The organism is Microbacterium sp. PA5, assembly GCF_049860775.1.
Taxonomy (GTDB): domain Bacteria; phylum Actinomycetota; class Actinomycetes; order Actinomycetales; family Microbacteriaceae; genus Microbacterium.
Genome location: NZ_CP187567.1, coordinates 2,229,657 through 2,243,998 on the forward strand (window position 1 = coordinate 2,229,657; position 14,342 = coordinate 2,243,998).

The window sequence follows — 14,342 nt, forward strand, 5'->3', positions numbered from 1 at the left end:
ACACTACCGACCGCTCCCGCGGTGGGAGGCGAAGACCCGAGGAGCTCCGCCGGCGAAGATGGAGCGCGTCAGCTCGCGAGGACGTCGTCGAGGACGGCGGACGCCTTCTCTTCCTCGGTCTTGAGCGCGAGCGCGATCTCGGACACGAGGATCTGGCGCGCCTTGGCCAGCATGCGCTTCTCACCGGCGGACAGGCCGCGGTCCTGATCGCGGCGCCACAGGTCGCGCACGACCTCGCTCACCTTGATCACGTCGCCCGATGCGAGCTTCTCGAGGTTCGCCTTGTACCGGCGCGACCAGTTCGTGGGCTCCTCGGTGAAGGGCGCGCGCAGCACGTCGAAGACGCGCTCCAAGCCGTCCTTGCCGATCACGTCGCGAACGCCGACCAGGTCGACGTTCTCCGCCGGGACCTCGATGATGAGGTCTCCCTGCGTGACGTTGAGCTTCAGGTATTTCTTGGTCTCGCCCTTGATGATCCGGTCCTTGACCTCGATGATCGTCGCGGCGCCGTGGTGCGGATAGACGACCGTCTCGCCAACCTCAAAAAGCATGCAGTTATGTCCTTTCGGCAACCTCAAGGATACCACAGCGCAGATAGGGTAAGGTTCGCCGCCTGACCGCTCCCACCGGCTTCAGTCTGCACGAAACCGCCTCTAGGATGGTGGCGTACGCCCCGTCGCACCACCCGCATCATCCCAGGAGGATCCGTGATCTCGCGCCGCCTCGCGCCCCTTGCCCTCGGAGCCGCCGTCCTGCTCGGTGCGACCGGGTGCTCGATGGTCTCGCCGCAGGCCACGACGATCCCCTACTCGCCGTCGGACGGCGTCAACGTCCCGGCCTCGGGACCCCTGCAGGTGCGCAACGCCATGGTGATCGCCAACGAGGACGGCACGCTGGGCAACCTCATCGGCGCCATCGTCAACGACACCGACAGCGCGGAGACCCTGAACGTCGGGATCGCCGGTCGTGTCGCGACCGTCCAGGTGCCGGCGCGCAGCGTCGTGAGCCTCGGCGTCGACGGCGCCCAGCCCCTCTTCATCGACGCCCTCGGCGCCGCGCCGGGCGACAACGTCGAGATCGCCTTCCAGTCGGGCGACGGCACGGGCGTCGAGGTGGCCGTCCCGGTCCTCGACGGCACCCTTCCGCAGTACGCGGAGTTCGTGCCGGCGGCCGTGCCCGCCGGGGACTGAGCGCTCTCAGCCCTCGAAGCGGTATCCGAGGCCGCGCACCGTCAGCAGCATCGTCGGCTCGCTCGGGTTCTGCTCGATGCGCGAGCGGATCCGCTTGATGTGCACGTCGAGCGTCTTCGTGTCGCCGAAGTAGTCGCTCCCCCAGACGCGGTCGATGAGCTGGCCCCTCGTCAGCACCCGTCCGGTGTTGCGCATGAGCACCTCGAGCAGCTCGAACTCCTTGAGCGGCATGGGGATCACCGTGCCGTCGACCGCGACGGTGTGCCGGTCGATGTCGATCCGCACGCGGCCGCCCTCGACCACGCGCTCGTCCATGTCGAGCTCCGGCCCCTCCGCGCGGCGGAGCACCGCCCGCATCCGGGCCAGCAGCTCGCGCGAGGAATAGGGCTTGGTCACGTAGTCGTCGGCGCCCAGCTCCAGTCCCACGACGATGTCGACCTCGGAGTCCTTGGCGGTCAGCATGATGACGGGGACCTGCGAGGTCGTGCGGATCACGCGGCACACCTCGGTGCCCGGCATCCCCGGCAGCATGAGGTCCAGCAGGACGATGTCGGCGCCGCGTGCGGTGAACGCGTCGAGCGCCGTCGGGCCGTCCTCGGCGATCTCCACCTCGAACCCCTCGCGTCGCAGCAGATACGCCAGCGGGTCGGCCAGGTCGGGCTCGTCCTCGACGATCAGCACCCGGGTCATCTCTTGTCTCCCTTCACCCGCGCAGCGTCGCGGGTGGCTTTCTTCTTCTTCTTCTTCGAGGCGCGCTTGCGCTTGCCGTCGTCGTGGGGCGCGGCCACGGCGGCCAGGCGCACGGTGAACGTCGAGCCCCGACCGGGCCGCGACCACAGCTCTACCTCGCCGCCGTGCCGCTGCACCGCGTGCTTGACGATCGACAGTCCCAGCCCCGTGCCGCCGGTGCGGCGGGAGCGGGCCTGGTCGGCGCGGTAGAAGCGCTCGAACACACGGGCCTGCTCGCCCTCGGGGATGCCGATGCCGCGGTCGGTGACGGCGATCTCGACGGCCCCGTCGACGACTTTGACCCCCACGCCCACGGTGGATCCGGACGGGGAGTACGCGACGGCGTTGGCGACGAGGTTGGCGATCGCCTCGGTGAGCACCTGCACGTCGCCGCGCACCCAGGCGCCGCGCACCCCGCCGCGCACGATGGTGATCTGCGCCGCGTCGGCCGCGATGGTCTGCGACTCGATCGCGGCGGTCAGCACCTCGTCGATGGACACGTCGCGCAGCTCGGTGAGGTCGTCGGCCGCCTGCAGCCGGGACAGGTTCATGATGCGGGACGTCAGCTGGCCGAGCCGCGACGCCTCCGCGCCCAGCCGCCCGGCGAAGTGCCGCACCTGATCGGGGTCGTCGGCGGCGGACTCGATCGCCTCCGCCAGGAGCGTCACCGCCCCCACCGGCGTCTTCAGCTCGTGGCTCGTGTTGGCCACGAAGTCGCGGCGCATCTCCTCCACGCGCTCGCGCTCCGTGATGTCGCGGATCACGACGAGCGTCAGGCGCGCGCTGATGCTGCTCGCACGGGCGGTGACCGAGCGCAGCTCCACGCCGCGGCGCAGTCGCAGGGTCTCGGCCTCGGGGCGGGCGGTCGAGCGCGCGGAGCGCACCAGGTCGCGCAACTCGTCGGAGGACAGTAGCTCGCCCTCCACCATCCCGAACAGCTCGGCCGGGGCGGAGGCGGCGACGATGTGCAGGGACGAGTCGACGACGACGGCCACCTCGTCCATCCCCTGCAGCACGGCGCGCGTGCCGTCGGGCAGGTCGGACGACGCCTGCAGGCGGGCCGCGTCACGCGCGCGCAGGGCCACCAGCAGCAGCGCCGCCAGGGCGCACCCGATGAGGGTGCCCACGCCGAGCGCGATCAGCGCCAGCTGCGTCGAGTCCATGACCCCAGCGTAGAGTCGCAGGGACCACGCGAAATGCCTCCCGCCCGCGCTGGCGGGTCGCTCTCGCGCAGTGTTCACCGACGCGGCACCGTCCGTTAACCTTCGGAGGGGATGATCGCCGCGTCGCCGGCTCGGCATCGTGCCGCGCCCGCGAAGAGAGAGGTTTCCGCTGATGCGCGAAGTGTTCCACCAGTCGCTCGAAGACGTGCAGGCACGTCTGGTCGAGATCTCCGAACTCGTGACGGTCGCCGTCGACAAGGCCACCCGCGCGTTCGGCACGAGCGACGTCGCCCTGGCCGAGGAGGTCATCGAGGACGACCAGGTGATCGACGACAAGGCGATCGAGCTGGACGAGCTGGCCATCGAGATCCTCGCGCGCCAGCAGCCTGTGGCCCGCGACCTCCGCATCGTCGTCGCCGCGCTGCGGGTCAGCGCGTCGCTGGAGCGGATGGGTGACATCGCCGAGCACATCGCGCAGCTCACGCGCATGCGCTTCCCCGAGCGCGCCATCCCGAAGGGCCTCAAGAGCACCTTCATCAAGATGGGCGAGCTCGATGTCGAGGTGGCGCGCACGCTCACCGAGGTGCTGCGCACCGAGGACCTCTCGCTCGTCGAGAAGCTCCGCTCCCTCGAGGAGGAGCTCGACGACCTGCACCTCGCGATCTTCGAGAAGGTGCTCGGTGAGACCTGGAAGGGCGAGGCGGCGGCGACCGTCGACGCCACCCTCGCGAGCCGCTACCACGAGCGCTTCGCCGACCACGCCGTCTCGGTCGCCAAGAAGGTCGCCTACCTCGCGACCGGCGACTGGACCCCCGACACGAACGCGATCTCGATCATCGTCACCGGCGAGTGAGCCGGGCGTTTCGTCTCGCTGCGCTCGCTCAACGACCGGAAGCCATCACCGCCCGTCGAGCCTCCGCTCGTCGACCCCCGGTCGTTGAGCCCCCGGTCGTTGAGCGAGGAGCGCAGCGACGAGACGAAACGCCGTCAGCGCCCCCCGGTCGTTGAGCGAGGAGCGCAGCGACGAGACGAGACGCCGTCAGCGCTCCCCGGTCGTTGAGCGAGGAGCGCAGCGACGAGACGAAACGCCGTGGCTGAGCGCTACTTCTTCCCCTGCGCCGCGACGGCGGCGGCACCGGCGGCGGCGGCCTCGGGGTCGAGGTACTCGCCCGGTCCGAGCGGGCGCAGGTCCTCGCCCAGCTTGTAGACGAGCGGGATGCCGGTGGGGATGTTGAGCTCCGCGATGTCGGCGTCGCTGATGCCGTCGAGGTGCTTCACCAGGCCGCGCAGCGAGTTGCCGTGCGCGGTCACGAGGACGGTCTTCCCCGCCTGCAGGTCGGGGACGATCGCGCTGTCCCAGTACGGGAGCAGGCGGTCGATGACGATCTTCAGCGACTCGGTGCGGGGGACGTCGCCGTCGATCCCGGCGTAGCGCGGGTCGTTGACCTGGCTGTACGGGCTGTCGTCGTCGAGGTCCGGCGGCGGCACGTCGAACGAGCGGCGCCACAGCATGAACTGCTCGTTGCCGAACTCCTCGAGGGTCTCGGCCTTGTCCTTGCCCTGCAGCGCACCGTAGTGGCGCTCGTTGAGGCGCCACGAGCGCTGGACCGGGATCCAGAGGCGGTCCGCGGCGTCGAGGGCGATGTTCGCGGTCTGGATGGCGCGCGACAGCAGCGACGTGTGCAGCACGTCGGGAAGGAGCCCGGCCTCCTTGAGGAGCTCGCCGCCGCGCTGGGCCTCGGCCTTGCCCTGGTCGGTGAGGCGGACATCCACCCAACCGGTGAACTGGTTCGTCTTGTTCCACTCGCTCTGCCCGTGGCGGAGGAGGATCAGCGTGTACGGCGCGGTCATGGCGCCAGTCTATCGGCCGGGGCACTGCCATCATGGGGGGATGACGCCGGAGAAAGTGCCCGGCAGAGTGGTCGGGCAGATCACGCGCGGCACGACCAACACGAACCGGCTGAGACGGGTCGATCGCTGGATCGCACGGCACCCGGCCCTGCGCCGCGCGACCGACCCGCTGGTGGTCGACCTCGGCTACGGTGCGAGCGGCGTCACCGCCTTCGAGCTCGAGGCGCGGCTGCGGCGAGCGCGTGCCGACGTCGAAGTGCTCGGACTGGAGATCGACCCGTCCCGTGTGGCCCGCGCGCAGGCGCAGCTGGCGGAGATCCGTGCCGGTCGCGGGCAGTTCGCGCCCGACGCGCGGGTGTCCTTCGCCCGCGGCGGGTTCGAGGTGCCGGTGGCCGATGGCCGGCGCGCGGCGGTCATCCGCGCCTTCAACGTGCTGCGGCAGTACGACGAGTCCGACGTCGCCGACGCGTGGCAGCGGATGTCGGCACGGCTGCACCCGGACGGCATCCTCGTCGAGGGGACCTGCGACGAGCTCGGCCGGATCTGCACGTGGGTGGAGGTCGGGGCCGACGGCGCGCCGCGCTCGCTCATCATCTCGCTGCGGCTGCGGGACCTGGACTCCCCCGCCGTCGCCGCCGAGCGCCTGCCGAAGGCGCTCATCCACCGGAACGTCCCCGGGGAACCGGTGCATGCGTTCCTCGCGGCGCTGGAGCTCGAGTGGACGCGCGCCGTCGCGGCCTCCGCGTTCGGGCCCGCTCAGCGCTGGCGGGCCGCCCTCACCGCCCTGGACGCGGCGGGCTGGCCGGTCGCCTTCGCGGCTGGCGCCCGCTCACGGTGGCGCCTCGGCGAGGTCACCGTGCCGTGGAGGACCGTGGCGCCGCACGCCTGAGAGCGTCGCTCAGACGCGCGGGAGCGCCGCCCGGGCGTCGGCGGACGGCATTCCCGCCGCCGTCATGAGGTCCACCGCGAGGGGGCGCAGAGCGCCGACGAGGTTCTGATCCAGGCTCTGCCGCCCCGCGGCGAGGGTCGCGGGGTCCAGGCGCGCGGCGACCGCGCGCACCGCCTCCCGCGCCGCCGGCTCGAAGGAGATGTCGTCGAGCGAGTCGCCGATGAGCCGGGCTCCGGCGGCGAGCTCGCCGAGGAGATCCGCGGCGACCGGGCGCGGGCGGCTGTCGTCGCACACGTACACGACGCGGCGGCCGATCACCCGCAGATTGCGCACCGCGAGATCGATGTGCACCCGCACACGGTCCTGGCGCTCCAGCTCGAACCGCTGCCGGCGCAGGAACGGCGAGATGCGGGCGATGGCACGGCCCGACTCCAGCGACGCCTGCCACCGATCCACGAGGGGCTGCAGCGCACGGGCCTTCTGCAGACCGCGCTCGGCGCGCATCCGGTCGCCGCGCCGCAGCGCCTGCACGAGCGTCAGCACGGCGCCGTCGAACGCGGCGAGGAGCGCGTGCCCGTCGCGCGTGACGGCGCGGACGGGATTGCGGGGCACGAGCGCGGTGACCAGCAGCGCGGCGATGCCGCCGACGACGCCGTCGACCAGGCGCAGGAAGGGGACGCTCGCAGGGATCACCATGACGATCGCCGACTGGATGGCCGCGGCGATCGCGAAGCCCGGCTGTGGCGAGAGGAAGCGGGCGACGGCCAGGCTGGCGGCGAGCGTGATCGCCAGCTGCCACCACCCCACTCCGGCGACGAGCAGGATGAGCTCGGCGATGAGGATGCCCACGACCATCCCCACCACGGTCTCCAGCACGCGACGGGGGCGCGCGTCGCGCACGAGTCCGAGGCTCGAGATCGTCACCGTCGCCGCCAGCAGCGGCGCCGCGCGACCGAGCACGAAGTGCGCGAACGCGTAGGCGGCGGTGGCGGCCAGCACGATCTGCAGGATCGGCGTCGACGACTCCCGCAGCCGATCGAGCCCGGCGCGCAGGTCGGCGCGCGCCCTTCCGCCGGCCGGGACCGGCGCGGTCTGCAAATCGCTCACCGGCGCCTACCGCCGGCGCGACAGGCGCGGCATCCGCGGGACGGATGCCGTGCGCCCCGCGTCGGGCGGCACGATCTGCTCCTGGGCGGCGGTGATCTCCCCACCGTCGACCGCGACGGTCAGGGCGGCGTCGACGGGGGTCGTCCGCCGCACGAGGGCCAGCGCGATCGGACCCTCCTCGTAGTGGCGGGCGGCGGAGGTCAGGACGCCCACCACCTCGCCGTCGGCGCGGACCTCGGCACCGGGCTCGGGGAGGACCGCGTCGCTGCCGTCGAGCTGGAGCGAGACGAGCCGGCGCGGCGGGTGCCCCAGGTTGTGGACCTTCGCGACGGTCTCCTGGCCGCGGTAGCAGCCCTTGGAGAGGTGGACGGCGGTGCGCAGCCAGTCCACCTCGTGCGGCAGGGTGCGCCCGTCGGCCTCGGCGCCGGCGCGCGGTCGCCAGGCCGCGATCCGCAGGGCCTCCGCCGCGAGCGTCCCGGCGACGGAGCGCTCACCGCGGACCGCCTCGGCCGCCAGCTGCTCGGCGACCGCGACCGGCACCACCGCCTCCGCCCAGTCGCGGGAGGCTGCGGGGTGAGGATCGACCGCGGCGTAGCCCCAGCCGCCGGCGGCGACGGCCGGCCACGGGTCGCGCCAGACCACGGCGGAGGCGATGTCCGCCACCGCCGCTGCCGTGCCGCCGATCACGACGTGCTCGGCGGAGACGTCCTGCGGGTCGACGCGCAGGCGGAAGCGCATCCGGGTGAGCCAGGCGAGCAGCCCCTCGGCATCCGTCCGGTCGGCGATCAGCCAGGTGCGGACACCGTCGTCGACGACGGCCGCCGCGTGCTCCACGTGACCCTGCGGGTCCAGGACCAGCAGCTCGGTGCTCACCCCGGCCGGCAGAGCGGCGAGCGCCTGCGAGGTCAGCGAGTCGAGCCAGCTCAGCCGGTCCTCGCCCGAGACGGTGAGCACGGCCCGGTCGGCACGGGGCACGATGGCCTCGCCCTGCTCCAGAGCGCGCTGCTCCCGGAGCGGGCTGCCCACGTGCAGCAGCACGTCGCCGTCGAAGACGGCGGCCGGCACGTCGTGGAACGGCGAGGTCATCAGTCGGCCCGCGCGAGTCGTGCGGAGGCGTGGGCGGCCAGTCCGCCCCCGAGGGCGGCGATGTCCCACGCCCACAGGAGGTGGCCGTCGACCAGGCCGTACATGCGCGTGGCGGCGGCGTAGTCCTTCGCGCTGGCGGGACGGACGACGGCGTCGGTGGCGAGGTCGATGCGCGGTCCCTGCACCTGTCCGACGTAGAGCTCGCTCACCCCGTCGGAGTGGATGATCGCGACCTCGAGATCGAAGCCGCCGGAGGCGTTGCGCAGGCGCTCCACATCGTCGGCGGACCGTGCCGAGAGGCGCGCCTCGATCGCCGGGAGCAGGGCCGGGCCCGCGTCCATGTCGCCGGCCGGACGCGCCAGGCGCCAGAACCCCTGCTCGGCGACCAGCGGCGTGCGGGCGCCGTCGTCACCCAGGAACCAGGCATTCGCCGCGTAGTTCACGTAGTCGCCGCCGTCGTGGCTGAAGCTCACGCGGTGCGCGAACTCGCCCGAGTAGTGCCGGTCGCCGCTGTCGTAGTCGATGACGCCGGTGCCCTCCCAGACCCCGAGCAGCCACGAGAGCGGAACAATGTCCGCCGGGAGGTCCGTGGGCAGATCGATCACGGGTTCAGCGCTGGCCGCGGTACAGGTTCTTGAGCACGACGGCCGAGACGAACACGATCGCGACCGACGCGAGGCCGAGCAGTCCGACGAAGAACAGTTCGAGTGCGACGAGGTCCATGGGCCCTACTCTACGCCGAGAAGAGGGTCGCCAGGCCCAGGCCGACGCCGATGAATCCCATCACCAGCAGCCCGCCGATCACGCTCAGGGCGACCCGCTGGATGAACCCCTGCGACCGACCCGACCACAGCTGCACGGCGAAGGCGACCGGGACGATGAGCCCCATCCCGACGCCCATCCACGCCGCACGCCAGTCCTCGGGGGCGAGGATCCCGACGAGCACGGCCGCCACGGCGGCCAGCACCCAGACGACGATGACGCCGGTCATCGAGCGGCGAGGGGCGATCTCCGGAGCGGTCACCCCTCCATTGTGGCGCACGCGCGTCGTCCGCGTCCCGGGCCCCGGCGACCGGTGGAGGGCGGGCGCCTCTCGGGCAGCGCGCCGAGAGGCGTGTCGGGTGGTTCTAAGATGGGGGCACGGTTCCGGCATCCGGACCGGGAAGGACCCTCTTGGCTCAGCTTCTCGTCTTGAGCTCCGCACCTTCCTCCACACCGGGAGGCGGAGCGGTCCTTCCCGCGCTCGAGCTCCTGAGCCACCGGGTGCGCCAGATCCCCGCCGAGCCCGCTCAGCTGGTCAACGCCCCGAGCGCCGACGTCATCTTCGTCGACGCGCGCGTGGACCTGGTGGGGGCGAAGTCGCTCTGCAAGATCCTCAACACCACCGGCCTCGACGCGCCGCTCGTGCTCGTGGTCACCGAGGGCGGCCTCACCGCCGTCTCCACCGACTGGGGCATCGACGACGTCATCCTGGTCGGCGCCGGTCCCGCCGAGGTCGACGCCCGCATCCGCCTCGCGATCGGCCGGATGACGAAGGACCCCGTCTCCACCCGCATCCAGACCTCGGGCGTCACGATCGACGAGTCGTCGTACTCCGCGAAGGTCCACGGCAAGCCGCTGGACCTCACGTACAAGGAGTTCCAGCTCCTCCACTTCTTCGCGACCCATCCGTCGCGCGTCTTCACCCGCGAGCAGCTGCTGAGCGAGGTGTGGGGCTACGACTACTTCGGCGGCACCCGCACCGTCGACGTGCACGTGAGGCGCCTGCGGGCCAAGCTCGGCGACATGGAGCAGCTCATCGGCACGGTCCGCAACGTCGGCTACCGCTTCAACGTCTACGAAGAGGACCAGATCGCCTCGCCCCGCGAGCGCTCGGAGGCCTGATCGGTTAACGCGTCGGTCACGTCGCCCTGCAATGATGAGGGGATGATCGACACCGCGGTGACCGACTCCGGCCTGGGCGACGCCGACGACGACGACTTCGACGCCGTCGAGCTCGCCGACTCCCAGCTGCCCGACCACCGGTACCTCGATCGCGAGCTCAGCTGGCTCGCCTTCAACCAGCGCGTGCTGGAGCTGGCCGAGGATCCCACCCTGCCGGTGCTCGAGCGGGCCAACTTCCTCGCGATCTTCGCGAGCAACCTCGACGAGTTCTTCATGGTGCGCGTCGCGGGGCTCAAGCGCCGCATCATGACCGGTCTCGCGATCCCCACCAACGTCGGCCGTGCGCCGCAGGAGGTGCTGGGCGACATCTCCGCCGACGCGCACGCCCTGCAGCTGCGCCACGCCGCGGTCTGGCAGGACCTCGTCAAGCCCGCCCTCGCGGAGGGCGGCATCGAGGTGGTCACCTGGGACGACCTCTCCGAGTCCGACCGCGAGAACCTGTACGGGTACTTCCAGAACCAGGTGTTCCCGGTGCTCATGCCGCTCGCCGTGGATCCCGCCCACCCCTTCCCCTACATCTCCGGCCTGTCGCTGAATCTCGCGATCCGCATCCGCAACGCCCGCACGGGCCGGCAGGAGTTCGCCCGCCTCAAGGTGCCGCCGATGCTCCCCCGCTTCGTGGAGGTGCCCCGCCCGGACACCTCGCGCACCGACGCTCCCTCGCGGTACCTGCCGCTCGAGGAGCTCATCTCCAACAACCTCGGCGACCTCTTCCCGGGCATGGAGGTGCTCGAGCACCACGCCTTCCGCCTCACGCGCAACGAAGACGTCGTGATCGAGGAGGACGAGACGGAGAACCTCATCCAGGCCCTGGAGGCCGAGCTCCTGCGCCGACGGTTCGGGCCTCCCATCCGGCTGGAGGTCACCGAGTCGATGGACGACGTGACCCTCGACCTGCTGCTGAACGAGCTCGACATCACCGCGCAGGAGGTCTACCGCCTGCCGGGACCGCTCGACCTCCGCGGCCTGTTCGACCTCGGCCGCATCGACCGGCCGGAGCTGCGCTACCCGGCGCACGTGCCGACGACGGCCGCGGCGTTCCAGCCCGCGGAGCAGAACGGGCGCGCCGACCTGTTCGCCGCCATCCGCAAGGGCGACGTCCTCGTGCACCACCCGTACGAGTCGTTCAACACGAGCGTGGTGGCCTTCCTCGAGCAGGCCGCGCGCGACCCGCACGTGCTGGCCATCAAGCAGACGCTGTACCGCACGTCGGGCGACAGCCCCATCGTCGAGGCGCTCATCGACGCCGCCGAGAACGGCAAGCAGGTGCTCGCCCTCGTCGAGGTGAAGGCCCGCTTCGACGAGGCGGCGAACATCGTCTGGGCGCGCAAGCTCGAGAAGGCGGGCGTGCACGTCGTCTACGGCCTCGTGGGGCTCAAGACCCACTGCAAGCTGCTCCACGTCATCCGCGAGGAAGACGGCATGCTCCGCAGCTACAGCCACATCGGCACGGGCAACTACAACCCGAAGACCAGCCGGCTCTACGAGGACTTCGGCCTGTTCACCTCCGACGAGCAGGTGGGCAGGGACCTCACCCGTCTGTTCAACGAGCTGTCCGGCTACGCGATCGAGAAGAAGTTCAAGCGGCTCCTCGTCGCCCCTCTGCACCTGCGCAAGGGCCTGCTGCGCCACATCGACAAGGAACGGCGCCACGCGCAGGACGGCAAGCCCGCGCACATCCGCATCAAGGTCAACTCGATGGTCGACGAGCAGATCATCGACGCGCTGTACCGCGCCAGCCAGGCGGGCGTGCGCGTCGACGTCTGGGTGCGGGGCATCTGCTCCCTGCGCACCGACCTGGAGGGCGTGAGCGACAACATCACCGTGCGCTCGATCCTCGGGCGCTACCTCGAGCACTCGCGCATCTTCGCGTTCGCGAACGACGGCGACCCGCAGGTGTACATCGGCAGCGCCGACATGATGCACCGCAACCTCGACCGCCGCGTGGAGGCGCTCGTGCGCGTCGTCGCACCGGCGCACGTCAAGGAGCTCGTCGACCTGTTCGACCTCGCCATGTCCGAGGGGACGAGCTCCTGGCACCTCGGCGCCGAGGGGGTCTGGACGCGCCACAGCACCGACGCCGACGGCGCGCCGCTCATCGACCTGCAGGAGAGGACGATGACGCAGATCCAACGGCGCCGTCGCGCGAGGGCGGTGCGATGACCGACACCGCGGTGTACGCCGCGGGCGGGGTCGTCTGGCGCGTGGTCGACGGCAAGCTCAAGGTGCTCGTGATCCACCGCACGGCGTACGCCGACGTCACCCTGCCCAAGGGCAAGGTCGACCCGGGCGAGACCCTCGCCGAGACGGCCGCGCGCGAGATCTTCGAGGAGACCGGCATCCGCGTGCGCCTGGGCATCCCCGTCGGCGTCTCCCGCTACCGGATGCCGAGCAAGCGTCAGAAGATCGTCCACTACTGGGCGGCCGAGGCCACCGACGACGCCATCCGCGCGTCGAGGTTCGTGCCGAACAAGGAGATCGCCGCGATCGAGTGGATGAGTCCCAAGCGGGCTCTGAAGCACCTCAGCTATCCGGTCGACATCGAGATCCTCGAGAACTTCCTCACCTTCGTCGGCGACGGCATCCTCTCGACCTTCCCGATCATCGTCCTGCGCCACGCCAAGGCCACCCCCCGCGAGGAGTGGACCGGCGCCGACGCGGCGCGCCCGCTGACCGCCCGGGGCGCGAAGCAGGCCAACGCGCTCGTGGGGCCGCTGCGCACCTTCGGGGCCCGCAAGATCGTCACGAGCGACGCGGTCCGCTGCGTGACCACCGTCACCCCGCTCGCCGCCGCGCTCGGCAAGGAGATGGAGCGCACGCCGCTCATCGGCCAGGACGCCTGGGAGGACGGGACCTCCGACGTGCGCGCCGTCGTCGGCAAGCGCGTGCGCGCGCGCAAGCCCGCCGTGCTGTGCAGCCACGGCCCCGTGCTGCCGGACATCATGAGCGAGCTCGCCCTCGCGACCGGCACGCTGCGCGGGTCGTACCTCGGCAGCGCATCGGCGCTGGAGGTGGCGGCTTTCTCGGTCGTGCACCTGTCGGCGACCAATCCCGGCTCGGGCATCGTCGCGATCGAGACGCACGAGCCCAAGGTCTGACCGGCGCTCCCGGGCTGCGCCCGGAGACCGGGGGATCCCGCGGTTCTCCGCGCCGCACCGGCACTGTTCACCTTCCGTTTACCGACACAGCGCACTCTCTTAAGAGTCGATGTCTACCGTCACGGTCGTGCCCTGCACCAGGGCCGCACCCTGACACCCGAAGGATCTCACAGTGAAGCTCAACCGCATCGCCCAGCTGGGCGCTGTCGCCGCCATCGCGGCTCTCGCACTCACCGGCTGCGCCGCCAACGAGGGGACTCCCGGCACCGGTTCGACCTCCGACCCCGCCGGAGAAGCGCCCACGCTGTCCGGTGAGCTCGCCGGCGCCGGCTCGTCCGCGCAGGATGTCGCCGTCCAGGCCTGGGCCGCCGGCTTCCAGACCACCAACGAGCGCGCCACCGTCACCTACGACCCGTCCGGTTCGGGTGCGGGTCGCGAGTCGTTCCAGGCCGGCGCCGTCGGCTTCGCCGGCTCGGACCGTGCCTTCACCACCGAGGAGATCGCCGCCGGACCGTTCAGCGCGTGCGCTCCCGACACCGACATCATCCAGATCCCGTCGTACATCTCGCCGATCGCCGTCATCTTCACGCTCGACGGCATCGACACGCTGAACATGGACGCCGCCACCGTCGCGGGCATCTTCGCCGGCACGATCACCAACTGGAACGACCCGGCCATCGCCGCGACCAACGAGGGCGTCGAGCTGCCCGACCTGGCCATCACGCCGGTCCACCGCGCCGACGACTCGGGCACGACCGAGAACTTCACCGACTACCTCTACCAGGCCGCTCCGGACGTCTGGACCTGGGAGCCCGACGGCGTGTGGCCGCTCGACAGCGGCGAGGCCGCGCCCCAGACCTCGGGCGTCGTGGCCGCGGTGCAGGGCGGCAACGGTGCGATCGGCTACGCGGACGCCTCGCGTGCCGCCGACTTCGGCACGGTCGCGGTGCAGATCGGCGACGAGTTCGTCCCGTTCTCGCCGGAGGCCGCCGCCGCCGTCGTCGACGCGTCGCCGCTCGAGGAGGGCCGGACCGAGGGCGACCTCGCCATCGCGCTGGACCGCACGCCGGACTCCGCCGCCTACCCGATCGTGCTCGTCAGCTACATGATCGCCTGCGAGCAGTACACCGACGCCTCGGCCGCGCCGCTGGTGAAGGGCTTCCTCGAGTACGTCATCAGCCCCGAGGGCCAGGACGCCGCGGCCTCCGCCGCCGGCAGCGCCCCCATCAGCGACGCGCAGCGCACCGCGATGCAGTCCGCGCTGGACCTGATCGTCACCGAGTGA

General features: G+C 71.5%; 15 protein-coding genes. 7 read left to right on the top strand and 8 right to left on the bottom strand.

Annotation, left to right across the window (positions count from 1 at the left end; translation table 11 throughout):
- Positions 1-68 precede the first annotated feature (68 nt).
- On the bottom strand, positions 69-551 hold the full coding sequence (locus tag ACPWUT_RS10545) for a CarD family transcriptional regulator (protein ID WP_284527875.1): 483 nt from the start codon (positions 549-551) through the stop codon (positions 69-71).
- A 156-nt stretch (positions 552-707) separates the two neighbouring features.
- On the opposite strand from ACPWUT_RS10545, the gene ACPWUT_RS10550 reads away from it, so the two are divergent.
- A complete protein-coding gene (locus ACPWUT_RS10550) occupies positions 708-1,190 on the top strand; it encodes a DNA modification methylase (protein WP_284527876.1) in 483 nt (160 codons plus the stop codon).
- A gap of 6 nt (positions 1,191-1,196) precedes the next feature.
- Here ACPWUT_RS10550 and ACPWUT_RS10555 read toward each other — a convergent pair whose 3' ends face one another.
- Both ACPWUT_RS10555 and ACPWUT_RS10560 read right to left on the bottom strand, forming a co-directional pair.
- Positions 1,197-1,880 carry a response regulator transcription factor gene (locus tag ACPWUT_RS10555; protein ID WP_284527877.1) on the bottom strand — a complete coding sequence of 228 codons (684 nt, stop codon included), beginning with the start codon at positions 1,878-1,880 and terminating at the stop codon, positions 1,197-1,199.
- A complete protein-coding gene (locus ACPWUT_RS10560) occupies positions 1,877-3,082 on the bottom strand; it encodes a sensor histidine kinase (protein ID WP_284527878.1) in 1,206 nt (401 codons plus the stop codon). Before ACPWUT_RS10560 ends, ACPWUT_RS10555 begins: the two co-directional genes overlap by 4 nt.
- A 172-nt stretch (positions 3,083-3,254) precedes the next feature.
- Between ACPWUT_RS10560 and phoU the strand changes: the two genes are divergently transcribed.
- Positions 3,255-3,935, top strand: coding sequence for a phosphate signaling complex protein PhoU (gene phoU, locus ACPWUT_RS10565; RefSeq protein ID WP_284527879.1), 681 nt, complete (start codon positions 3,255-3,257; stop codon positions 3,933-3,935).
- Between the two features lie 248 nt (positions 3,936-4,183).
- Here phoU and ACPWUT_RS10570 read toward each other — a convergent pair whose 3' ends face one another.
- Entirely contained in the window at positions 4,184-4,933 is a 750-nt protein-coding gene (locus ACPWUT_RS10570; RefSeq protein ID WP_284527880.1) for a phosphoglyceromutase, read from the bottom strand.
- A 40-nt stretch (positions 4,934-4,973) separates the two neighbouring features.
- On the opposite strand from ACPWUT_RS10570, the gene ACPWUT_RS10575 reads away from it, so the two are divergent.
- Positions 4,974-5,822: a class I SAM-dependent methyltransferase gene (locus ACPWUT_RS10575; protein WP_425837353.1), complete on the top strand. Its 849-nt coding sequence runs from the start codon at positions 4,974-4,976 to the stop codon at positions 5,820-5,822.
- Between the two features lie 9 nt (positions 5,823-5,831).
- Here the strand turns inward: ACPWUT_RS10575 and ACPWUT_RS10580 are convergent, their stop codons facing one another.
- The 4 genes from ACPWUT_RS10580 to ACPWUT_RS10595 all read right to left on the bottom strand — a co-directional run bounded on the left by ACPWUT_RS10580 (position 5,832) and on the right by ACPWUT_RS10595 (position 9,039).
- On the bottom strand, positions 5,832-6,929 hold the full coding sequence (locus tag ACPWUT_RS10580) for an FUSC family protein (protein WP_425837356.1): 1,098 nt from the start codon (positions 6,927-6,929) through the stop codon (positions 5,832-5,834).
- Between the two features lie 6 nt (positions 6,930-6,935).
- A complete protein-coding gene (locus ACPWUT_RS10585) occupies positions 6,936-8,015 on the bottom strand; it encodes a YgfZ/GcvT domain-containing protein (protein ID WP_425837359.1) in 1,080 nt (359 codons plus the stop codon).
- On the bottom strand, positions 8,015-8,620 hold the full coding sequence (locus ACPWUT_RS10590) for an FABP family protein (RefSeq protein ID WP_284527884.1): 606 nt from the start codon (positions 8,618-8,620) through the stop codon (positions 8,015-8,017). The genes ACPWUT_RS10585 and ACPWUT_RS10590 overlap by 1 nt, the downstream gene beginning before the upstream one ends.
- A gap of 128 nt (positions 8,621-8,748) precedes the next feature.
- Entirely contained in the window at positions 8,749-9,039 is a 291-nt protein-coding gene (locus ACPWUT_RS10595; RefSeq protein ID WP_284527885.1) for a hypothetical protein, read from the bottom strand.
- A 149-nt stretch (positions 9,040-9,188) separates the two neighbouring features.
- Between ACPWUT_RS10595 and ACPWUT_RS10600 the strand changes: the two genes are divergently transcribed.
- The 4 genes from ACPWUT_RS10600 (at position 9,189) to ACPWUT_RS10615 (ending at position 14,342) form a co-directional block, all read left to right on the top strand.
- A complete protein-coding gene (locus ACPWUT_RS10600; RefSeq protein ID WP_284527886.1) occupies positions 9,189-9,899 on the top strand; it encodes a response regulator transcription factor in 711 nt (236 codons plus the stop codon).
- Positions 9,900-9,941: 42 nt separating this feature from the next.
- A complete protein-coding gene (locus ACPWUT_RS10605; RefSeq protein WP_284527887.1) occupies positions 9,942-12,122 on the top strand; it encodes an RNA degradosome polyphosphate kinase in 2,181 nt (726 codons plus the stop codon).
- Positions 12,119-13,057 (top strand): NUDIX hydrolase, encoded by a 939-nt coding sequence (locus ACPWUT_RS10610; protein ID WP_425837364.1) that lies wholly within the window; start codon positions 12,119-12,121, stop codon positions 13,055-13,057. Before ACPWUT_RS10605 ends, ACPWUT_RS10610 begins: the two co-directional genes overlap by 4 nt.
- 172 nt (positions 13,058-13,229) lie before the next feature.
- Positions 13,230-14,342, top strand: coding sequence for a phosphate ABC transporter substrate-binding protein PstS (locus ACPWUT_RS10615; RefSeq protein WP_284527889.1), 1,113 nt, complete (start codon positions 13,230-13,232; stop codon positions 14,340-14,342).